Source organism: Huaxiibacter chinensis (assembly GCF_022171985.1).
Lineage (GTDB): Bacteria > Pseudomonadota > Gammaproteobacteria > Enterobacterales > Enterobacteriaceae > Enterobacter > Enterobacter chinensis_A.
Map to the genome: position 1 here is coordinate 414970 of NZ_JAJVHF010000003.1, position 20375 is coordinate 435344.

Genomic DNA, 20375 nt, shown 5'->3' on the forward strand with positions numbered 1-20375 from the left:
AGGCTGCGTTATGAATAACTCATATTTTTTTACCGATCTCATTACGTGGATCGAAAACAACATCACCGAAAAACTCTTGCTGGATGATATAGCAATAAAATCGGGTTATTCAAAGTGGCACCTGCAACGACTATTTAAAAATCATACCGGTCTTTCGCTCGGTTCATACATTAAAACGAAAAAGCTTGAACGTGCTTTTTTTGATATAGTCAATGTCGAAGGTACCATCACGGATGTTGCGATAAAATATGGCTTCGAATCCCTGCAGACATTTACGCGATGCTTTAACCGATATTATGGTTTTCCTCCCTCTAAAGTCCGTAAGCAAAATTCACTCACCAGCATACAACCTGAATGCGTGCCTGTGAAAACGGTGGGGGCTTTACATTAAAACCCTTTCCCTCAATGGGTATTAAACAACCCGGGCGTCTGGCAAATTACACGTTAAGAATGAGTTTTAAGGATTGAATATGGCTGTGGTTCATGCACTCTTTGGATGGAAGCAATCAAACTTTAGTACATATGAAGAAACCTACTACAAATATGGCGGAAGTATAAACACTCATCCGGATTTGGTCAGGTTCTTTCTGAGTCAACAAAAAATCAACTTCCGTTTCTGGCACTGCATGCGCGATGGAAAAATCGTCGCTGCCTATTTCGATACTGAAAATAAACATTTAGGGCTTGACGTATGGCGTGATTACCCCATTTCATGCGATGAAATAATGATACCCGTCGACCCGAACGCGAAAATATTGTTGCCAATACGAACGAATAAGATCTCGTCCCATAACCGGGAAAATATTCATAATGCCTCCTTCTGGCTGCGTAAAAATCGCCAGGTCTGTTATGTCAGGGAGGGTTTTTCCGTTAAAACCACTAAAAAAAGGAACGGGGAGTTAAAGAAATTCTTCGCGGAAGGGGGCGAAAGTATCGCACTCAATCAGATGTCTCCACGTGAAATTGCGGAAATATATGTCAAGCTTTTCAAGTTACGCTTTGGCGATGGTATAAGATGTTACAGCAAAGAAAAAATCGAAACTTTATTTAATGCGGTTCCAGAGAGTGTATTTGGGAATGCGCTTTTTTTCAAAGGCAACCCCTGTGCTCTGGATCTGGTTCTGTGCGGACGTAATGATAAGTTTCTCTATTTTGACGTCCCAAACGGTGGGGTTGATCCAGCGGTAAAAGGCTTTAGTCCCGGTAGTCTTGTAATGTGGAAAAACATCCTGGATGCGCGCGCCTTATGTCAGTCTGAAAATCGCAAAATGTTATTTTCAATTGGGCTCTATAAAACATACTGGAACTATAAGCTCTTATGGTCAGAGGCATTACCGACGGGCAAATCATTTTCGCTTTAATAATGCGCCACTGAAGAGAGCTCTTGCACAGTGGGGACGGTTTTCTCCCCACTGAACACACGTAGTCAACCTTTCGCTGCGAGAAAGCACTTGAATCCCGTCGCGTCGTTCAGCCAAATCACTTATCTTTGCGCCAGGCATCTGCCGTAAGCGCTTCACCAAAATGACCGGCGATGAGTCGCTTGGTCAGATCATGAAGCGGCGAGGCGAGCACGTCGGCGGTGCTGCCGCGTTCCACCACTTCACCCTGATGCATTACCAGCACCTGGTCACTGATATGTTTCATCATGCCGAGATGCTGTGTCACGTAGATATAAGAGATACCCTGTTTTTCCTGTAATTCCAGCATCAGGTTAATTAACTGCGAACGCATCGACATATCCAGCGAGGCCAGCGCTTCGTCAGCGATAATGACCCTGGGGCGCAGGATCAGCGCACGCGCCAGACCTAAACGTTGTTTTTGCCCCGGTGCCAGCATATGCGGGTAGTAGCTGACATGATCCGGCAATAATCCCACCAGACGTAACGTCTCAATCACGCGCTTACGCCGCGCCTCCGGCTCCAGATCGGTATTCAGGCGCAGCGGAAAATCCAGAATCTGCGAAATCCGCTGACGCGGATTAAGCGAGGTGGACGGGTCCTGGAAGATCATGCGGATGCGCTGACTGCGGAAGGAGTAGTCGCCGAAAGAGAGAAAATGATCGTCGATCAACACATCGCCGGTGGTGGGTTCAACCATCCCCGCCAGCATTTTAGCCAGCGTTGATTTTCCCGAACCATTCTCACCAATGATCGCCAGCGTCTGTTTTTCTCGCAGGGTAAAGCTCAGCGGTTTAACGGCTTCAACCGTCTGACGATGGAACAGGCCCGTGCGATAGCGAAAGGTCTTACTTAAATTGCGCACTTCAAGCAACGTTTCGACCATATCACTCTCTCTCCATGTTCAGCGGGAAATGACAGGCATAAAGATGATTTTTGGCGCCAGTCAGTCGCGGGGTTTCGATACATTTACGCTGAGCATACGGACAGCGAGGCCCAAGACGACAGCCGATGGGCAGAGACTCCAGCAGGGGTATCGCCCCGGGGAGGGTGTTAAGACGGCTCTTATGCGGCATCGCGCTGCCAAAATCGGGGATCGCACGGATTAACGCCTGGGTATAAGGGTGATGAGGCGTATTCACCAAATCCTCACTGAAGGCCGTCTCTACGGTTTGACCACAGTACATTACGTCGATTTTATCTGCCCACTTGCTCAGCATCTGCAGGTCGTGACTGATTAGTAAAATCGTGGTGTTGTTATTTTGATTAAGCCGGGACAGAAGGCGGAATATCTGCGCCTGGGTGGTGGGCTCCATGGCATTTGTCGGCTCGTCCGCAATCAACAGACGTGGCTGGTTCGCCAGCGCAATGGCGATCATTACCTTCTGGCACTCGCCGTCGGTCAGTTCATACGGGAAACTGCGCATGGCATCTTTATGATCTTTGATCCCGACGCGGTGCAGCAGTTCAATGGCCCGGCGTTTACGCCAGCCGAGACGTTGCCACCAGCGGCCTTTGTAGGTCCAGGCCGGTATATTTTGCATCAGCTGTTTGCCAATACGCTCGGAGGGATCCAGACAGGATTGCGGCTCCTGGAAGATCATGGAGACGTTATGACCCACCAGCTTGCGTCGTTCGCGGGCGGAAAGCCGGAGCAGGTCGATATCGTCAAAGCGCATACGATCGGCGGTGACGCGCCAGTTATCTCTCGTCACGCCGCAGATGGCTTTAGCGATTAAACTTTTGCCGGAACCGGATTCACCCACCAGCCCCCGAATTTCGCCTTCCGCCAGCGTTATGCTGATGCGATCGACGGCTTTCACCCAGCCTTCGCCGGTTTTAAACTCAATGGTCAGATTGCGAATATCCAGTAATGGCATTATTGCACCCCCGCATTAATGGCGCGACGTATGCCATCGCCCAGCAGGTTGATGAGAAGAACGCTGACCATGATCGCCGCACCGGGCAGCATAACCGTCCAGGGGGCGACGTAGATTAATTCCAGCGCGTCACCGAGCATCGCTCCCCATTCCGGTGAAGGAAGCTGCGCGCCAAGATCGAGAAATCCCAGCGCGGCAATATCCAGAATCGCCATCGACAGGGCGCGAGTGATCTCGGTCACCATTCCGGCTGCGATATTGGGCATCACCGCAAACCAAAGAATATTCAGCGTGGTGGCACCATCGAGGCGCGCGGCAACCACGTACTCTTTTTCCAGTTCGTCGTGAACCAGACTGTAAACTGACCGAACCATGCGCGGCAGCAACGCCAGCCAGACGGCAAACATGGCGTGCGAGAGGTGCGGTCCGGCAAAGGCGACAACGATAATTGCCAGCAGCAAAGAGGGGATAGAGAGCAGCGTATCCAGAATATGGTTCAACACCGCAGAACGCAGACCGTGCGTTGAACCGGCCACCACGCCCAGCACCAGGCCGAATACGGTCGCGGCGAAGGTCACCACAAAAGCGCCGCCCACCGTAGGCGCAGCGCCACTCAGCAATCGGCTTAATACATCACGGCCCAGATCGTCGGTACCGAGGAAAAAGGAAACCTCGCCATAACGAGACCATGACGGCGGCAGTAACTGATACCCGAGGAATTGCTGATCGAGTCCATAAGGGGCAAACCACGAGCCAAATACGCACAACAGCACCAGTCCACCGCAGCCGTAGAAACCGACCATCGCCGCGGTATCGCCATAAAATTTCCGCCACACGGTACGCAGCGCACCCGGCGTGCGCTTTTCACGGTAAACGCTATCGTAAGGCATACCATTCCTTATGTTTCAACGGGTTGGCCATTGCCCCCAAAATATCGGATATCACATTCACTATAATCACCAGCGAACCGATCACCATGACCCCGGCTGAAATCGCCGCATAGTCCTGCTGGCGAATGGCGTTGATCATCCAGCGGCCCAGGCCCGGCCAGCTAAAGACCATCTCGGTGATCATCGCCAGCGTAAGCATGGTGGAAAACTGTAAACCCAGACGCGGAATCACCGGCGGCAGAGCGTTATGCAGTACGTGACGGCGTAAAATGGTCAGGCGGGACAGGCCACGCGTTGACGCCGCTTTCACATAATTCTGATCGAAGACGTCGATGGTGCTGAGGCGCATTAATCGGATCACTTCTGTCGTCGGGGCGACGGCCAGCGTGAGCACCGGCAATACCATATGTCGCAGGGCGCTCATGATCATCTCATGACGCCACACGGAGTCAGAAAGCCAGGCGTCAATAATCGCGAATCCGGTGACGTTCTTAACGGTGTAGAGCAGATCAAAACGACCCGACACCGGCAACCAGCCGAGCGTCAGCGAAAAGAATAACGTCAGCAGCAGCGCCAGCCAGAATACGGGTATCGAAAACCCCAGCAGGGCGAGGGCGCTAATCAATTTATCCTGCCATTTATTGCGCATGATTCCCGCAAGCATACCGACCGGGATGCCCACCAGCAGGGCAAAGCCAAACGCCAGCAGGCATAGCTCCATGGTTGCCGGGAACACCACTTTGAGCTGCTCAGAAATCAGCTGTCCGTTAATGCTTGAGACGCCAAAATCCCAGTGCAGCACGCCGTTAAACCAGAAGACCCACGCATCCCAGAAAGACGATCCCTGAAGCGGGGCGTGAGGCGTAAAATAGCTCAGGCTAAAGCCGACAAAGGTCAAAAAGAAGAGGGTGAACACCAGCAGCAACAGTCGTCGTAAGGTAAAAATGATCATGGCTTTTTCACCTCATCTTGTTTCACGCGATCCACACCGGCAAAAGAGGCATTCCCGAACGGGCTTAAGACCAGGCCTTGCATATCGTAACGATACGCCTGTAAGCGCAGGGAAGAGGCCAGCGGAAGCACCGGCAGCTCTTTCGCCAGAATATTTTGCGCTTCGTCATAAGCGTCAATCCGTGAGGCCAGCTGTTGTGACGACAACGCCTTTTGCAGGACGGCATCAAATTCACGGTTGCACCAGTGCGCGTAGTTGGTTTGCGAATTGATTGCGGCGCAGCTTAGCAGCGGTCTGAAAAAGCTGTCCGGATCGTTACTGTCGGTCGACCAGCCGGATAAGGTCAAATCGTGATTCATATCCATCAGACGCGCCTCCTGGAAGCGGCCTTCCACCGGAACAATCATCACTTTGACACCAATTTGCGCCATGTCTGCCTGAATCAGCTCCGCCGTCTTTAACGGGCTGGGATTCCAGGCCTGTGAGCTGGTGGGCACCCACAGCTGCAGCGTCAAATCGCTGACGCCCAGCGCTTTCAGCTGCTCACGCGCTTTGGCCGGATTGTATTCGGTAATTTTAGCTTCATTGTCGTAGGCCCATGACGCTCGCGGCAGAATTGAGGCAGCGGTCTCTGCGGTGCCGTAATAAATAGACTGCATCAGGCGCTGATTATTAATGGCCAGTGCCAGCGCGTGGCGCACCGCCGGATTATTCAGCGGAGGTTTATTCGTGTTGAAGGCCAGATAAGCGATGTTCATCCCCGGGCGCAGGGTGAGCCGCAGGCGAGGATCGTCGCGCAAAATGGTCAACTGGCTGGCAGCAGGCCAGGCGAGGACATCGCATTCGCCGGTCAGCAGTTTTGACAATCTTCCCGTTCCCCCGGAGCCGAGATCAACCACGACCTGCGGCATAAGCGGCTTTCCACGCCAGAAATTCTCATGACGCTGAAGGCGAATATATTGCCCCGCGCGGTACTCCGCTAACTGGAATGGACCCGTACCTACCGGCTCGCGGTCAAGCTGTTCCTGCCGATCCTGCTGGGCCAGCATGGCGGCGTACTCCGCAGACATAACCGAGGCGTAATGGGTCGCAAGATGCCATAAAAACGAGGCGTCCGGGCGCACGAGATTAATTTCTACGGTTCGGTTATCCAGCTTGCGAATGCTTTTCACCGTATCGGCGAACTGCAAACTGTCAAAGTAGGGGAAGCTCCCCCCGTTGACGTTATGCCAGGGGTGGTTGCGGTTAAATATGCGCTGGAAAGTGAACACCACATCGTCGGCGTTGAGTTTGCGGGTGGGCTTGAACCAGGGCGTGGACTGGAACGTAACGTCGTTGCGCAGCCGGAAACGGTACGTCGCACCGTTGTCCAGCACCTCCCAGCTTTCGGCCAGCTCAGGCACCAGACGGTAGGTATAGGGGTCAACATCCAGCAACCGATCGTAAAGCTGTGCCGCCAGCGTATCGACAATCAAACCGCTCCCTGCTTTCTGCGGGTTAAAGGTATCCACTTGCCCGCTCACGCAATAGACAAAACCACTGTCGCGAATATCAGGAAGGGCAGGTTGCTCGGGCGCAGCAAAGACCTGGCTGCTGAGCAGGCCAAGCGCTAACAGTGACGATAAAACCAGACGCATAATTTTTAAGGTTTTTAGATTCAATCTGCAAAGTGTATCGCACTTACGCCTGCAAGGTAAAAATGTCTGCGGGTAAGTGCTGATAATGTCAGCGCATTTGATGCTTTTTGAGCAATGCCCTTAATTGATGGTAGGTCAGACCCAGCAGTTCGGCTGCGTGCTTCTGGTTAAATTTTGCTTCCTTCAGGCTTTGATCCAGCAACTGTTGTTCCTGTTGATGCTGAAACGCGCGTAAATCCAGCGGCAAAGCGGGCGACACCGCATCACTCTGTGCTTTTATTACCGGCTGCGCCGTGCGATGAAAAGGGTCGATAATAATGTTATTCAGTTCCGTATCGCTGCTGCCGTGTCGGTAAACGGAACGCTCTACCACGTTTTTGAGTTCACGAATGTTTCCCGGCCAGGCGTACCCAAGCAGGGTCTCACGGGCATCATCGCTGAACCCAGGGAATAACGGTAAACCCAGCTCACGACACATTTGAATCGCAAACTGTTCTGCTAAGAGCATGATATCACTGCGGCGTTCGCGTAGCGGTGGAAGTTGCACCACATCAAATGCCAGCCTGTCCAGCAGGTCGGCACGGAATTTTTCCTCTGCCACCATGGCGGGCAAGTCGGCGTTAGTGGCACAGACCAGACGCACGTTTACCTGCAGCGGCTGACTGCCGCCCACGCGCTCCAGTTCGCCATATTCAATGACGCGGAGCAGTTTTTCCTGCACCAGCATAGGCGCGGTGGCCAGTTCATCCAGAAATAACGTCCCGCCATCGGCACGCTCAAAGCGTCCCGGATGGCGTTTTTGCGCGCCGGTAAACGCCCCGGCCTCGTGCCCGAAGAGCTCCGTATCCAGCAGATTCTCGTTGAGCGCGGCACAGTTGAGGGAAATAAAGGGGCCATCCCATCGCCCGGACAAATAATGCAGTCGGTTGGCGATCAGCTCTTTCCCGGTGCCACGCTCACCAATGATCAGTACGGGCTTGTTGAGCGGCGCCAGCCGGGAAACCTGCTCCAGAACCTCAAGGAAGCTGTTGGCTTCGCCGAGAAGATTATCTTTATAATCAGCCATGATGAAATTGACCATAGGTTAGTGATATTGACCAGGTAAGCCTAGTGCCTTCCTGCGCTAAAAACAATCACATTCAGTAAAATCAATAAGATAAAAAGTTGGCACGGGATTTGTATTACTCATTCAGCAGGGCATCGCCCGATAACAGAAATGTGAGGATTGAATTATGGGTATTTTTTCTCGTTTTGCCGACATCGTGAACGCCAACATTAACTCTCTGCTGGAGAAAGCGGAAGATCCGCAGAAGCTGGTGCGCCTGATGATTCAGGAAATGGAAGACACGCTCGTTGAAGTCCGCTCGACCTCGGCGCGTGCGTTGGCTGAAAAGAAACAACTTTCCCGCCGTATCGAAATGGCGACGGCGCAGCGTAACGAATGGCAAGAAAAAGCCGAGCTGGCGCTGCGTAAAGATAAAGACGATCTGGCGCGTTCGGCGCTGATCGAAAAGCAAAAGCTGACCGATATTGTCGCATCGCTGGAGCACGAAATTACGCTGGTGGATGAAACGCTCACCCGCATGAAAAAAGAGATTGGCGAACTGGAAAACAAGCTGAGTGAAACGCGTGCCCGCCAGCAGGCACTGACTTTACGCCATCAGGCTGCCAGTTCTTCCCGCGACGTGCGTCGTCAGCTGGATAGCGGCAAGCTGGACGAAGCCATGGCGCGATTCGAATCTTTTGAGCGTCGTATCGATCATATGGAAGCCGAAGCGGAAAGCCACAGCCTGGGGAAACAAAAAACCCTGGACCAGCAGTTTGCCGAGCTGAAAGCGGATGATGAAATTGGTGAGCAACTGGCTGCGCTGAAAGCCAAAATGAAACAAGACAACCAATAATAAGATCAGCGGCACCTGAGCGTGCCGCACTGCATCGTAAGACAAGGAGTACACATGAGCGCACTTTTTCTGGCTATTCCCCTGACCATTTTCGTGCTGTTCGTCCTGCCGATCTGGTTGTGGCTACATTACAGCAACCGCTCAGCGCGGGGCGATTTGTCACAAAATGAACAGCAGCGGCTAGGACAGCTCAGCGATGAAGCGAAAAAAATGCGTGAACGCATTCAGGCGCTGGAAGCCATTCTGGATGCAGAACACCCGAACTGGAGGGAGCGTTAATGGCGGGATTAAACCTGAATAAAAAAATGTGGCGAATTCCCCAGCAGGGGATGGTGCGCGGCGTTTGTGCGGGTCTGGCAAATTACTTTGACGTCCCGGTGAAGCTGGTTCGTGTCATCACCGTGCTGTCGATATTCTTTGGTCTGGCGTTCTTTACGCTGGTCGCTTACGTCATTTTATCCTTCGTGCTGGATCCTATGCCCGACGGCGCAATGAACGGCGAGTATGAGCCGACGCAACGTGAGCTTCTGGATGCGGTCGACGCTGAACTGGCTGATGGAGAGAGACGCCTGCGGGAGATGGAACGCTACGTCACCTCTGATACCTTTAGCCTCAGAAGCCGTTTTCGTCAGCTTTAATTAAGAGGAAATGAGATGAATCGTCACTGGCAACAGGCAGGGCATAAAGTGAAGCCCGGTTTGAAGATAGCAGGCAAACTGGTGTTACTGACCGCCTTGCGCTACGGCCCGGCGGGGATCGCGGGTTGGGCAGTCAAAACGGTGGCGCGAAAGCCAGTGAGAATGCTGCTGGCCGTGGCGCTCGAACCGATGCTCAGAAAGGCGGCCAACCGCTTTTCGCGTCGTTACTTCCCTTAATCGTTCTGCCCCATACACCCTTTTTCAGCAGAAAGAGGGTTCTCCCTTCCGATAGTTATCATACATTTCTCTTTTTTTTGCGGCAGCTCACATTAATCATTTGAGCTGCTTTGCCATGCCCAGTTTCTGCATTCCGGCCCGTTGACAGCGATTATTCATGGGAGTAGATTGCCATTCCGTGGGACCGCTACCATGGAAAATTAACGTGAAAGAAAAAATTAATAAACTCATCAAACTTATTTATGCAGATTCTTTTTCTGATGAGAACGTCAGGGCATTATTAGCAAAAATTGACACCGCCAGACCCCTTATTCAGAAAGCACGTAAATCAGGTTGGGATGAACAGGATGTCGTATTAATTACCTATGCAGACCAATTTAGTGCGGTCGGGCGAAAAACACTGCCCGTTTTTACTGAGTTCTTTGAGCGCTGGCTGAAATCCTGTTTTTCACACGTTCATCTTCTGCCGTTTTATCCCTGGTCATCCGATGATGGCTTCTCGGTGATGGATTATCATCGTGTCTCGCCCGAGGCGGGGGACTGGCAGGACGTGGCGCGCTTAAATAAATCGACGCAGCTGATGTTCGATTTTGTCTGCAATCACATGTCGGCGAAAAGCGAATGGTTTGCTCACTATTTAGCGCAAAAACCCGGTTTTGAGGAATTCTTTATCCCGGTCGACCCTGTTACAGATCTGTCTGCCGTGACGCGTCCTCGCGCCTTACCGCTGTTAACGCCTTTTACGCTGCACGACGGCAGCGTGCGCCACCTCTGGACCACCTTCAGTGACGATCAGATAGACCTTAATTTTGCCAATCCGCACGTGCTCATCGCGATGGTCGATGTGCTTCTGCACTATCTGATTGAGGGGGCCAGCTACGTTCGTCTGGACGCCGTCGGCTTTATGTGGAAAACGCCTGGCACCTCCTGTATCCACCTGGAAAATACGCACCGTCTGATCCAGCTTTTCCGCGCTATTACCGACATGGCCGCCCCGGGTACGGTACTCATTACCGAGACGAATGTCCCTCATCAGGACAATATTTCCTATTTCGGCGATGGCTACAACGAAGCGCAAATGGTCTATCAGTTCTCGTTACCGCCTCTTGTGCTTCATACTATTCACAGCGGAAATGTTCATTCGCTCTGTCAGTGGGCCAAAACGCTTAAACTGCCTTCGCCAAAAACCACCTGGTTCAATTTCCTCTCGTCCCATGATGGCATTGGTCTCAATCCATTGCGGGGCATCTTGCCGGAAGAGAAAATCCTGACGCTGGTGGAAAAACTGCAGGAAGAGGGCGCGCTGGTTAACTGGAAAAATAACCCGGATGGTACACGTAGCCCTTACGAAATTAACGTGACGTATCTCGATGCGCTTAGCCTGCGTGACAGCAGCGAGAGCGAGCGAGTGGCACGCTTTATCCTTGCTCACGCGCTGCTGCTGAGTTTCCCTGGTGTGCCTGCTATTTATATCCAAAGTATTCTGGGATCGCGTAATGATTATGAGGGTGTGGATAAATTAGGTTACAACCGGGCGATCAATCGCAAGAAGTATCGCGCAGGGGAAATTGACGTAGAACTGATGGACCGGGATAGCCTGCGTTATAAAGTTTATCATTCCTTAACGCGCTTAATTAAGCTGCGTCGTAATGAGCAGGCATTCCATCCAGACAGCGATGCATCCTATGAATCATTAAACGATCATGTGCTGAAATTAGTCCGCAGGACCGAGAAAGGAGAGCAAATAACGGCGCTCTTTAACTTTACAGAATGTTCACAACAGGTGCTCGTGGATATTCATCAAGGTAAAGACTTAATCGGTGGAAGCGATATAAATGGCAATACTCTGACCCTTAATCCATGGCAGGTAATGTGGATTAAAGAAAACTAAAAAGGACTCTAAAATGAAAATGCCTAAAATTGTGCTGATTTCAGCACTGGTTTCGTGCGCCCTGTTGTCAGGCTGTAAGGACGATAAGCCATCTTCGGTCACCATTGAATTTATGCACTCTTCGGTGGAGCAGGAGCGCCAGGCGGTTATCACGCAGCTTATCCAGCGTTTTGAAAAAGAGAACCCGACCATCACCGTTAAACAAGTGCCGGTTGAAGAGGATGCCTATAACACCAAGGTCATCACGCTGGCGCGCACGGGCGCATTACCTGAAGTCATTGAAATCAGTCATGACTACGCCAAAGTCATGGATAAAGAGCAGTTGCTCGACCGAGCCGCTATTGCTGAGGTCATTAAAACCGTAGGGGAACCGGTCTTCTACGACGGCATTCTGCGTGTCGTTCGCACAGAAGATGGCTCCGCCTGGACCGGTGTGCCGATCAGTGCGTGGCTTTCAGGCGTCTGGTATCACAAAGACGCCCTGGCGGCAGCGGGCATCGCCGAGCCGCAGAACTGGGACCAGCTTCTGCAAGCCAGCCAGCAGCTCAACGATCCGGCTAAAAAACACTATGGCATCGCGTTACCTACCGCTGAAAGCGTCATGACCGAACAGTCCTTCTCCCAGTTTGCGCTTTCAGCCGGGGCAAACGTCTTTGATGACAAAGGCAATGTCACTCTTGATACCCCTGAAATGGCAAAAGCACTGGCGTTCTATCAGGCGCTGGCGGCGACCACCATGCCTGGCTCCAATGATGTTATGGAGATAAAAGATGCCTTTATGAATGGTTCCGCGCCAATGGCGGTGTACTCCACCTACATCCTGCCCGCGGTGTTTAAAGAGGGCAATCCCGCTAACCTCGGGTTCGTTGTACCTCGTGAAACCTCTTCGGCGGTCTACGGCATGATCACCTCGCTGACCATCACCAACGGTCAAACCGAGGAAGAGACCAAAGCGGCCGAGAAATTTGTCGCCTGGATGGAACAAGCGCAGAACGCAACGGACTGGGTGATGATGTCCCCGGGCGCGGCATTACCTGTGAACAAACGCGTTGTGGAAACCGATACCTGGAAGCGTAACGAGGTCATCAAAGCCTTTGGTCAGCTGCCTTACGAGCTGATTGCGCAGTTCCCTAACGTCCAGGTCTTTGGCGCGGTAGGGGATAAAAACTTTACGCGAATGGGTGACGTCACCGGGTCCGGAATTATCAGCTCCATGGTGCATAACGTCACGGTCGGTAAGCAAGAGATGGCCACAACGTTAACGGATAGCCAGAAACGCCTGGCCACTCTTATTTCACAACGATAAACGCGCGCTGCGAAGGGAATTATGAAGACGTTGTTTTCTGGCCGTTCTGATATGCCTTTCGCCATGCTGCTCTTGGCCCCCAGCCTGATTCTGCTGGGGGGCCTGGTAGCCTGGCCAATGATTTCCAACATAGAAATTAGTTTTTTACGTTTACCGTTAAACCCGCGTATTGCGTCCACTTTTGTGGGAATTGATAACTACGTGCGCATTTTAGGCGATGCCGCGTTCTGGCACTCGCTGTGGATGACCTTCTGGTATACCGCGCTGGTTGTGGTGGGGAGCACCGGGTTGGGGCTGGCCGTTGCCATCTTCTTTAACCGCGAATTCCGGATGCGTAAAACCGCGCGTTCGCTGGTGATCCTCTCCTACGTTACGCCCTCTATTTCTCTGGTTTTTGCCTGGAAATATATGTTTAACAACGGCTACGGGATCGTGAACTACCTGGGCGTTGATTTATTACACCTCTATGACCAGGCGCCGCTGTGGTTTGACAATCCGGGCAGTAGCTTTGTGCTGGTGGTGTTGTTTGCTATCTGGCGTTACTTCCCTTACGCATTCATCTCGTTTCTTGCCATTCTGCAGACGATTGATAAATCGCTCTATGAAGCGGCTGAGATGGATGGCGCAAATGGCTGGCAACGATTCCGTATCGTCACGCTCCCCGCGATCATGCCGGTGCTGGCAACGGTCATTACGCTGCGAACCATCTGGATGTTTTACATGTTTGCCGACGTGTATTTGCTTACCACCAGGGTCGATATTCTGGGGGTGTATCTCTATAAAACAGCCTTTGCGTTCAACGACCTGGGTAAAGCTGCGGCGATCTCTGTCGTGCTGTTTGTCATTATCTTCGCTGTCATTCTGCTGACCAGAAAAAGGGTAAATCTCAATGGCAACAAATAAACGTCTTGCTGGCCGTCTGGGCTTTTACCTGGGTCTGGCACTGTTCCTGATCGTCACGCTGTTTCCTTTTTTTGTGATGCTGATGACGTCGTTCAAAAGCGCAAAAGAGGCGATCTCGCTCAACCCGACAATCTTTCCCCAGGAGTGGACGCTTCAGCACTACATCGACATTTTCAATCCGCTGATTTTCCCGTTTGTGGACTACTTCAGAAATAGCATGGTGGTGTCGCTGACCTCATCGGTGATCGCGGTTTTTCTTGGCACGCTCGGCGCTTATGCGCTGTCGAAGCTGCGCTTTAAAGGGCGCGCCACGATCAACGCAAGCTTTTATACGGTCTATATGTTTTCCGGCATTTTGTTGGTGGTGCCGCTGTTCAAAATCATCACCGCATTAGGGCTGTATGACACTGAACTGGCGCTGATTGTCACCATGGTGACCCAGACGCTGCCAACCGCCGTGTTCATGCTCAGAAGCTACTTCGACACCATCCCGGACGAGATCGAAGAGGCGGCAATGATGGACGGCCTCAATCGCCTGCAAATCATCTTCCGAATCACCGTGCCGTTGGCGATATCAGGGCTGGTTTCGGTCTTCGTTTACTGCTTTATGGTCGCCTGGAACGACTACCTGTTCGCCTCGATTTTCCTGTCCAGCGCCAGCAATTTCACCTTGCCGGTCGGGCTTAATACGCTGTTCAGCACCCCTGATTACATCTGGGGCCGCATGATGGCGGCGTCGTTGGTCACCGCATTACCTGTGGTGGTGATGTACGCACTTTCGGAACGTTTCATTAAAAGTGGTTTGACCGCGGGTGGCGTTAAGGGCTAACGCGGCCAATTTTAACAAGGAGTCAGTCATGAAGAAGTTAGTTGCGACAGCGCCACGCGTGGCGGCATTGATGGAATACGAAGATCGCCCGGTTGCGGCGAATGAGGTCAAAATCCGTGCGCGTTTTGGGGCACCGAAACACGGTACAGAGGTTGTCGATTTTCGTGCGGCCAGCCCTTTTATCGATGAAGAGTTTAACGCCGAGTGGCAGATGTTTACGCCACGTAAAGAGGGCAGCGCACGGGGAATCGAATTTGGTCAGTTTCAGCTTGGCAATATGATTGTCGGTGACATCATCGCGTGCGGCAGCGATGTGACGGACTATCAGCCAGGCGACAGCGTCTGCTGCTACGCACCGCTGCAGGAGACGGTAATCGTGAATGCCGTTAACAACTACAAATTGCGCAAAATGCCGGAAGGCGCCTCGTGGAAAAACGCGGTCTGCTATGACCCGGCGCAGTTCGCCATGAGCGGCGTCCGCGACGCTAACGTGCGTGTGGGTGATTTTGTGGTGGTCATTGGTCTGGGTGCCATTGGTCAGATAGCCGTTCAGTTAGCCAAAAAGGCGGGTGCCTCCGTGGTGATAGGCGTGGATCCTATCGCGCATCGCTGCGACATCGCGCGTCGTCACGGCGCTGACCACTGCATGAACCCGGTGGGAACAGATATTGGACGCGAGATCAAAGCGCTCACCGGAAAACAGGGTGCGGACGTCATTATCGAAACCAGTGGTTATGCCGATGCACTGCAGTCGTCGCTGCGTGGCCTCGCCTACGGTGGAACAATCTCATACGTTGCCTTTGCAAAACCGTTCGCTGAAGGCTTTAACCTTGGTCGGGAAGCGCATTTCAACAATGCAAAAATTGTGTTTTCACGGGCATGCAGCGAGCCGAATCCAGACTACCCACGCTGGAACCGTAAGCGCATCGAAGAAACCTGCTGGGAACTGCTGATGAACGGTTATCTCAACTGTGACGATCTGATTGACCCGGTCGTGACCTTCAACACCAGCGCTGAAAGCTACATGAAATATGTCGATCAGCACCCTGAACTCAGCATCAAAATGGGCGTGACCTTCTAAGCGACGGAGAGCAAATAAATGAAAATCGCAACACAAAATCAGGCCTTCTTCCCGGCCAATATTCTTGAGAAATTTCGCTACATCAAGGCGATGGGTTTCGATGGGTATGAAATTGACGGCAAGCTGCTGGTCGAAAATCTGTCAGAAGTGAAAGCGGCCATTGCCGAAACCGGTTTACCGGTTACCACCGCCTGTGGCGGATATGATGGCTGGATCGGCGATTTCATTGAAGAACGCCGCCTGAAGGGTTTACATCAAATTGAAGGCATCCTGGAGGCGCTGGCCGCAGTCGGCGGTAAAGGGATTATTGTTCCTGCAGCCTGGGGAATGTTTACGTTCCGCTTACCGCCGATGACCTCGCCACGCAGTCTGGAAGGGGATCGCCAGGCGGTAAGTGCTTCGCTGCGCTATCTGGACGACGTTGCGGCGCGCACCGGAACCACGGTCTTCCTGGAGCCGCTGAACCGTTATCAGGACCACATGATCAATACCCTGGCGGATGCGCGTCGCTACATTGAAGAAAACGATCTTAAACATGTTCAAATCATCGGTGATTTCTATCACATGAACATCGAGGAAGACTCGCTGACCGGGGCATTGCACGACAATCGCGATCTGCTGGGACATGTGCATATTGCGGACAACCATCGTTATCAGCCTGGTAGCGGCACCCTGGATTTTGCGGCACTGTTCAACCAGCTGCGTCAGGATTGTTATCAGGGTTATGTCGTCTATGAATGCCGCGTGCGTGCAGACAACCCGGCGCAGGCGTATCAGGATTCGCTTAACTTTTTACGCGAGTGCTAATGATGACAAGCGTAATGAGTGCAACAACGCCTTCGCCGCTTCGCGTCGCCATCATTGGCGCCGGCCAGGTTGCTGACAAAGTACATGCCTCGTATTACGCCTCTCGCAGTGATGTGAACATGGTGGCTGTCATGGACAGCCGCCTTGAGCAGGCGCAGGCCTTTGCTGCGCGCCATGCTATCCCCACTGCATGGCAGGATACGCGTGAGATGCTTGAAAATACGCAGCCTGACATTGTCAGCGTCTGTTCGCCAAATCGATTTCATTTTGAACATACCCTGCTGGCACTGGAAGCAGGGTGCCATGTGATGTGTGAAAAGCCACCGGCCATGACGCCGCAGCAGGCGGACGAGATGCGTCGCCTCGCGCGAAAAGCAGGAAAGGTGCTGGCCTATGATTTCCATCATCGCTTTGCACTCGATACCCAATTGCTGCGCCAGGAAGTGATGAACGGCACCTTTGGCGAAATCTACTTCACTTCGGCCCAGGCACTTCGCCGCTGCGGCGTGCCGGGCTGGGGCGTTTTTACCAATAAGTCACTGCAGGGTGGCGGGCCTTTGATCGACATTGGCATTCATATGCTGGATGCGGCGATGTACGTGCTGGGGTTCCCGGCGGTGAAACGCGTCACCGCACACAGCTACCAGAAACTGGGAAACCATAAAAATTATGGTCAGTTTGGCGAATGGGATCCTGCCCGATATACCGTTGAGGATGCGCTGTTTGGTACGGTGGAATTTTGCAACGGTGGTCTGCTGCGCCTGGATACCTCGTTTGCCCTCAATATTCGTGAACAGTCAGTCATGAACATCTCATTCTGTGGGGAGAAAGCCGGAGCAACCCTGTTTCCCGCGCATATCTATAACGATGTGCGGGGAGAGTTACAGACGCTGTTACAGCGCGAGGCGGCGGATGACCAGCGTCACTTTCGCAGCATGGAAGCCTTTGTTCGCCACGTTCAGGGCGAACCCGTCATGATTGCCGACGCCGAGCAAGGTTGGGTGATTCAGCAACTGGTGGCGGCAATGTATGAATCTGCAGAAAAAGGGAAAAGTATCGAACTATGCTGAACATCTCCGTACTCAACGATCCGGCATTCTGCCCACATAGCCTGAACAAATACGCCTCTGTGATGGCCTGTGGGAATGGCTATATGGGGATTCGCGCCGCGCACGAAGAAGATTATACGCAGCAAACGCGGGGGATGTATCTCGCGGGGCTTTACCACTGCGCCGGGCGTCATGAGACCAACGAACTGGTTAATCTGCCCGATATTATCGGCGTCTCTCTTCAGCTCAATGGAGAGCATTTTTCCCTACTGAAAGGGGAAATTCTGCACTGGGAACGGCAGCTGGATTTTGCCAACGGCGAACTGACCCGCAGCGTTACCTGGCGTTCGCCTGACGGTGCGTGTTTTCGCATCGACAGCCGCCGCTTTGTTTCTCTGGATCAGTTGCCGTTAACGGCAATGCAATTTTCCATTACTCCCCTGGATGATGCCGCGAAAATCAGCCTGGGTACCGGGATTGATGCCACCCAAACCAACAGTGGCAGACAGCATCTGGATGAGATTTCTGTACGGGTGTTCGATCCGCACTCTCTCCAGGGGGTATACGAGACGCAGGACGGCGCTGCTGAAATTGTGATTTCCGCCTGGTGTCATCTTTCTCAGAAGAGCGAGAGCAGCTTCTCGGCGAAAAACAGACGTTTGACCAGCCACCACTCGCTGACGGTGCCGCAAGGCGAAACCGTAACCCTTGAAAAGATTGTCTGGGTCGCACATCGACGTGACAAAGCGCTCTCCTCAGAAACCTTTGCACGAAACGCCCTCGGCGAACTGAAAACCTGCGCGGATCGCGGCTACAGCGCGTTACTCGACAGCTCGGCACGAGCCTGGAAAGCGCGCTGGAACAGCTGCCGTGTAGAGGTCATGGCCGAAGCCTATCAGGATCAGATTGCGCTGGACTACGCCGTCTGGCATCTCACCGCCATGACGCCTGCCCATGATGAGCGAGTCAGCATTGCCGCCAAAGGCTTAACGGGAGAAGGGTACAAAGGCCACGTATTCTGGGATACCGAAATCTTCCTGCTGCCATTCCATCTCTTTACCCAACCACAAACGGCCCGCAGCCTGCTGCGCTACCGCTGGCTCAACCTTGCGGGCGCGCGTGAAAAAGCCAGACGCAATGGCTGGCCGGGCGCCTTGTTCCCCTGGGAAAGTGCGGCAAGCGGAAGAGAAGAGACGCCAGAATTCGCGGCCATTAATATCCGAACGGGTCTGCGTCAGAAGGTGGCGTCCGCGCTCGCGGAACACCATATTGTGGCGGATATTGCCTGGGCCGTTGTGGCGTACTGGCAGGCCACCGGCGACGATGCGTTTATGCGTAACGAAGGGCTCACGTTACTGACAGAGACGGCCACGTTCTGGATGGGCCGTGCAACCGAGGTCAACGGTCGTCTGGAAATCCATGATGTCATTGGGCCTGATGAATATACCGAACATGTGAATAACAACGCCTATACCAACTATCTTGCCCATTACAACGTCGCGAACGCGGTGAAGTTTATGCAGCAGTTTGGCCCGCAGGAGACCGGATTTATTGAAAAGGCGAAGGACTTCCTCGCCAGGATTTGGCTGCCGGAGGCCGATGAGAATGGCGTGATTCCTCAGGATGATACTTTCCTGTCAAAACCGGTGATAGACCTGAGCCAGTACAAAAAGGATGCGGGTAAGCAGACGATTTTGCTCGATTACTCCCGGGCTGAAGTCAACGAAATGCAAATCCTGAAACAGGCCGATGTGGTGATGCTTAACTACCTTCTGCCGGAACGTTTCGACCCGCGCCAGTGCAGGGCAAACATGAATTTCTACGAGCCACGGACCATCCATGACTCTTCGCTAAGCAAAGCCATCCACGGCATCGTGGCCGCGCGGTGTGGTGATACGCAGAGTGCGTATCGATTCTGGCGAGACGGTGCGGATATTGATTTGGGTTGCGATCCGCACAGCAGCGACGAGGGGATCCATGCTGCCGCGACCGGCGCTATCTGGTCCGGTGCCGTTCAGGGTTTTGCGGGTTTGCAGATCCTTAACGGGGAGTTACATCTTTCGCCGGCGTTGCCTTCGCAGTGGCACTGTTTGTCCTTTCCTCTGCAATGGCAACAGACGCCGCTTAGGGTAACGATAGACAGCGAAGGCATCACCCTTGATTCGCCTGCACCGATTTCGCTGATGCTCTGGGGTCACAGAGTGACCACCCATGGTCGCCAGGCCTGGCGACGCAGTGACTTCAATTTATCCGTTACTGGGACCGCTACCACGGACGATAAGCCATGACATTAAAAGCCATTATTTTCGATCTCGACGGCGTCATTACCGATACCGCACATCTTCACTTTCTGGCCTGGCGCTCCGTTGCGCAGGAGATCGGCATCGAGATAGACGAAGCCTTCAATGAAAGCCTGAAGGGGATAAGTCGAATGGATTCACTGCAACGCATTCTGCAACACGGTGGTAAAGGCACAGCCTTCAGCGATAAAGAGTGTCTGATGCTGGCGGGTAAAAAAAACGATCGGTACGTTCGTTCGCTGGCCGGGCTTACGCCTGAATCCTTGTTACCGGGTATCCGCGAGGTACTGCAGGATATTCGTGCGGCGCAGGTTCGCATCGGTCTTGCGTCTGTGTCGCTGAATGCGCCGACCATTTTGGATGCGCTGGGAATCAATAAGGCCTTCGATTTTTGCGCGGATGCGTCACGCATTCTCTGCTCTAAACCCGATCCGGAAATTTTTCTGGCCGCCTGTCAGGGGCTGAACGTACGGCCGGAAGAGGCGATAGGGGTAGAAGATGCTGCGGCGGGCGTAGAGGCGATTAACGCGGCGGGCATGCTGTCGGTGGGGATTGGCAATGACCTTCACCATGCCGGGCTGATTTTGCCGTCCACCCGTGAACTCACATGGCCCTGTTTGTCCGATTTTTGGGCGTCCAGACACCACCCTGATTCGAACCGATAAGGAAACCAT

21 protein-coding genes are annotated in these 20375 nt (G+C 53.0%); 15 read left to right on the forward strand and 6 right to left on the reverse strand.

The genetic code is table 11. The features are described from left to right. The first annotated feature begins 10 nt into the window (after positions 1-10). Positions 11-391 (forward strand): helix-turn-helix domain-containing protein, encoded by a 381-nt coding sequence (locus LZP96_RS10905; RefSeq protein WP_064326291.1) that lies wholly within the window; start codon positions 11-13, stop codon positions 389-391. Positions 392-470: 79 nt separating this feature from the next. Beyond that, complete coding sequence (locus LZP96_RS10910) at positions 471-1361, forward strand: GNAT family protein (protein WP_258925993.1); 891 nt, start codon at positions 471-473, stop codon at positions 1359-1361. Positions 1362-1479: 118 nt separating this feature from the next. Here the strand turns inward: LZP96_RS10910 and sapF are convergent, their stop codons facing one another. From sapF to pspF, 6 genes are all read right to left on the reverse strand, one after another. Continuing rightward, a complete protein-coding gene (gene sapF / locus LZP96_RS10915) occupies positions 1480-2286 on the reverse strand; it encodes a putrescine export ABC transporter ATP-binding protein SapF (RefSeq protein ID WP_064326289.1) in 807 nt (268 codons plus the stop codon). 1 nt (position 2287) lies between these two features. Then, the gene (gene sapD / locus LZP96_RS10920; protein WP_064326288.1) at positions 2288-3280 is read right to left on the reverse strand and encodes a putrescine export ABC transporter ATP-binding protein SapD; all 993 of its coding nucleotides are present in this window, start codon (positions 3278-3280) and stop codon (positions 2288-2290) included. Then, positions 3280-4170 (reverse strand): putrescine export ABC transporter permease SapC, encoded by an 891-nt coding sequence (sapC, locus tag LZP96_RS10925; protein WP_258925994.1) that lies wholly within the window; start codon positions 4168-4170, stop codon positions 3280-3282. Before sapC ends, sapD begins: the two co-directional genes overlap by 1 nt. Beyond that, positions 4157-5122 (reverse strand): putrescine export ABC transporter permease SapB, encoded by a 966-nt coding sequence (gene sapB / locus LZP96_RS10930; protein ID WP_064326286.1) that lies wholly within the window; start codon positions 5120-5122, stop codon positions 4157-4159. Before sapB ends, sapC begins: the two co-directional genes overlap by 14 nt. Then, positions 5119-6759 carry an ABC transporter substrate-binding protein SapA gene (gene sapA, locus LZP96_RS10935; protein ID WP_258925995.1) on the reverse strand — a complete coding sequence of 547 codons (1641 nt, stop codon included), beginning with the start codon at positions 6757-6759 and terminating at the stop codon, positions 5119-5121. The genes sapB and sapA overlap by 4 nt, the downstream gene beginning before the upstream one ends. A gap of 88 nt (positions 6760-6847) precedes the next feature. Next, positions 6848-7825 carry a phage shock protein operon transcriptional activator gene (gene pspF, locus LZP96_RS10940; RefSeq protein ID WP_064328137.1) on the reverse strand — a complete coding sequence of 326 codons (978 nt, stop codon included), beginning with the start codon at positions 7823-7825 and terminating at the stop codon, positions 6848-6850. Between the two features lie 166 nt (positions 7826-7991). Here pspF and pspA point away from each other — a divergent pair, with 166 nt between their 5' ends. The 13 genes from pspA (at position 7992) to pgmB (ending at position 20366) form a co-directional block, all read left to right on the forward strand. Continuing rightward, positions 7992-8660, forward strand: a complete 669-nt coding sequence (gene pspA / locus LZP96_RS10945; protein WP_064326285.1) for a phage shock protein PspA — start codon at positions 7992-7994, stop codon at positions 8658-8660. A gap of 54 nt (positions 8661-8714) precedes the next feature. Then, positions 8715-8939, forward strand: a complete 225-nt coding sequence (gene pspB / locus LZP96_RS10950) for an envelope stress response membrane protein PspB (RefSeq protein WP_064326284.1) — start codon at positions 8715-8717, stop codon at positions 8937-8939. Further along, the gene (pspC, locus tag LZP96_RS10955) at positions 8939-9298 is read left to right on the forward strand and encodes an envelope stress response membrane protein PspC (RefSeq protein ID WP_064326283.1); all 360 of its coding nucleotides are present in this window, start codon (positions 8939-8941) and stop codon (positions 9296-9298) included. Before pspB ends, pspC begins: the two co-directional genes overlap by 1 nt. 15 nt (positions 9299-9313) lie before the next feature. Then, positions 9314-9535, forward strand: a complete 222-nt coding sequence (pspD, locus tag LZP96_RS10960) for a phage shock protein PspD (protein WP_258925996.1) — start codon at positions 9314-9316, stop codon at positions 9533-9535. Positions 9536-9692: 157 nt separating this feature from the next. Beyond that, on the forward strand, positions 9693-11426 hold the full coding sequence (locus LZP96_RS10965; protein WP_309597851.1) for a sugar phosphorylase: 1734 nt from the start codon (positions 9693-9695) through the stop codon (positions 11424-11426). A 13-nt stretch (positions 11427-11439) separates the two neighbouring features. After that, complete coding sequence (locus LZP96_RS10970; protein ID WP_064326280.1) at positions 11440-12732, forward strand: ABC transporter substrate-binding protein; 1293 nt, start codon at positions 11440-11442, stop codon at positions 12730-12732. A gap of 21 nt (positions 12733-12753) precedes the next feature. Continuing rightward, positions 12754-13635 (forward strand): carbohydrate ABC transporter permease, encoded by an 882-nt coding sequence (locus tag LZP96_RS10975; RefSeq protein ID WP_064326279.1) that lies wholly within the window; start codon positions 12754-12756, stop codon positions 13633-13635. Beyond that, positions 13622-14464, forward strand: a complete 843-nt coding sequence (locus LZP96_RS10980; protein WP_064326278.1) for a carbohydrate ABC transporter permease — start codon at positions 13622-13624, stop codon at positions 14462-14464. The genes LZP96_RS10975 and LZP96_RS10980 overlap by 14 nt, the downstream gene beginning before the upstream one ends. A 28-nt stretch (positions 14465-14492) precedes the next feature. Further along, complete coding sequence (ycjQ, locus tag LZP96_RS10985; protein ID WP_064326277.1) at positions 14493-15545, forward strand: D-guloside 3-dehydrogenase; 1053 nt, start codon at positions 14493-14495, stop codon at positions 15543-15545. Positions 15546-15563: 18 nt separating this feature from the next. Further along, on the forward strand, positions 15564-16352 hold the full coding sequence (gene ycjR / locus LZP96_RS10990) for a 3-dehydro-D-guloside 4-epimerase (protein ID WP_258925999.1): 789 nt from the start codon (positions 15564-15566) through the stop codon (positions 16350-16352). Between the two features lie 14 nt (positions 16353-16366). Beyond that, positions 16367-17422, forward strand: a complete 1056-nt coding sequence (ycjS, locus tag LZP96_RS10995; RefSeq protein WP_064328136.1) for a D-glucoside 3-dehydrogenase — start codon at positions 16367-16369, stop codon at positions 17420-17422. Then, entirely contained in the window at positions 17416-19689 is a 2274-nt protein-coding gene (locus tag LZP96_RS11000; protein ID WP_258926000.1) for a glycoside hydrolase family 65 protein, read from the forward strand. Before ycjS ends, LZP96_RS11000 begins: the two co-directional genes overlap by 7 nt. Then, positions 19686-20366 carry a beta-phosphoglucomutase gene (gene pgmB / locus LZP96_RS11005; protein WP_064326274.1) on the forward strand — a complete coding sequence of 227 codons (681 nt, stop codon included), beginning with the start codon at positions 19686-19688 and terminating at the stop codon, positions 20364-20366. Before LZP96_RS11000 ends, pgmB begins: the two co-directional genes overlap by 4 nt. The last annotated feature ends 9 nt before the right edge of the window (positions 20367-20375 follow it).

Coding starts and splice junctions, on each gene's coding strand:
- pspA (WP_064326285.1), top strand. CDS start 7,992: ATGGGTATTTTTTCTCGTTTTGCCGACATCGTGAACGCCAACATTAAC.
- LZP96_RS10970 (WP_064326280.1), top strand. CDS start 11,440: ATGAAAATGCCTAAAATTGTGCTGATTTCAGCACTGGTTTCGTGCGCC.
- LZP96_RS10980 (WP_064326278.1), top strand. CDS start 13,622: ATGGCAACAAATAAACGTCTTGCTGGCCGTCTGGGCTTTTACCTGGGT.
- LZP96_RS10975 (WP_064326279.1), top strand. CDS start 12,754: ATGAAGACGTTGTTTTCTGGCCGTTCTGATATGCCTTTCGCCATGCTG.
- pgmB (WP_064326274.1), top strand. CDS start 19,686: ATGACATTAAAAGCCATTATTTTCGATCTCGACGGCGTCATTACCGAT.
- LZP96_RS10905 (WP_064326291.1), top strand. CDS start 11: ATGAATAACTCATATTTTTTTACCGATCTCATTACGTGGATCGAAAAC.
- LZP96_RS11000 (WP_258926000.1), top strand. CDS start 17,416: ATGCTGAACATCTCCGTACTCAACGATCCGGCATTCTGCCCACATAGC.
- ycjQ (WP_064326277.1), top strand. CDS start 14,493: ATGAAGAAGTTAGTTGCGACAGCGCCACGCGTGGCGGCATTGATGGAA.
- pspB (WP_064326284.1), top strand. CDS start 8,715: ATGAGCGCACTTTTTCTGGCTATTCCCCTGACCATTTTCGTGCTGTTC.
- sapC (WP_258925994.1), bottom strand. CDS start 4,170: ATGCCTTACGATAGCGTTTACCGTGAAAAGCGCACGCCGGGTGCGCTG.
- ycjS (WP_064328136.1), top strand. CDS start 16,367: ATGAGTGCAACAACGCCTTCGCCGCTTCGCGTCGCCATCATTGGCGCC.
- ycjR (WP_258925999.1), top strand. CDS start 15,564: ATGAAAATCGCAACACAAAATCAGGCCTTCTTCCCGGCCAATATTCTT.
- pspF (WP_064328137.1), bottom strand. CDS start 7,825: ATGGCTGATTATAAAGATAATCTTCTCGGCGAAGCCAACAGCTTCCTT.
- sapD (WP_064326288.1), bottom strand. CDS start 3,280: ATGCCATTACTGGATATTCGCAATCTGACCATTGAGTTTAAAACCGGC.
- LZP96_RS10910 (WP_258925993.1), top strand. CDS start 471: ATGGCTGTGGTTCATGCACTCTTTGGATGGAAGCAATCAAACTTTAGT.
- pspD (WP_258925996.1), top strand. CDS start 9,314: ATGAATCGTCACTGGCAACAGGCAGGGCATAAAGTGAAGCCCGGTTTG.
- sapB (WP_064326286.1), bottom strand. CDS start 5,122: ATGATCATTTTTACCTTACGACGACTGTTGCTGCTGGTGTTCACCCTC.
- sapA (WP_258925995.1), bottom strand. CDS start 6,759: ATGCGTCTGGTTTTATCGTCACTGTTAGCGCTTGGCCTGCTCAGCAGC.
- pspC (WP_064326283.1), top strand. CDS start 8,939: ATGGCGGGATTAAACCTGAATAAAAAAATGTGGCGAATTCCCCAGCAG.
- sapF (WP_064326289.1), bottom strand. CDS start 2,286: ATGGTCGAAACGTTGCTTGAAGTGCGCAATTTAAGTAAGACCTTTCGC.
- LZP96_RS10965 (WP_309597851.1), top strand. CDS start 9,693: ATGGGAGTAGATTGCCATTCCGTGGGACCGCTACCATGGAAAATTAAC.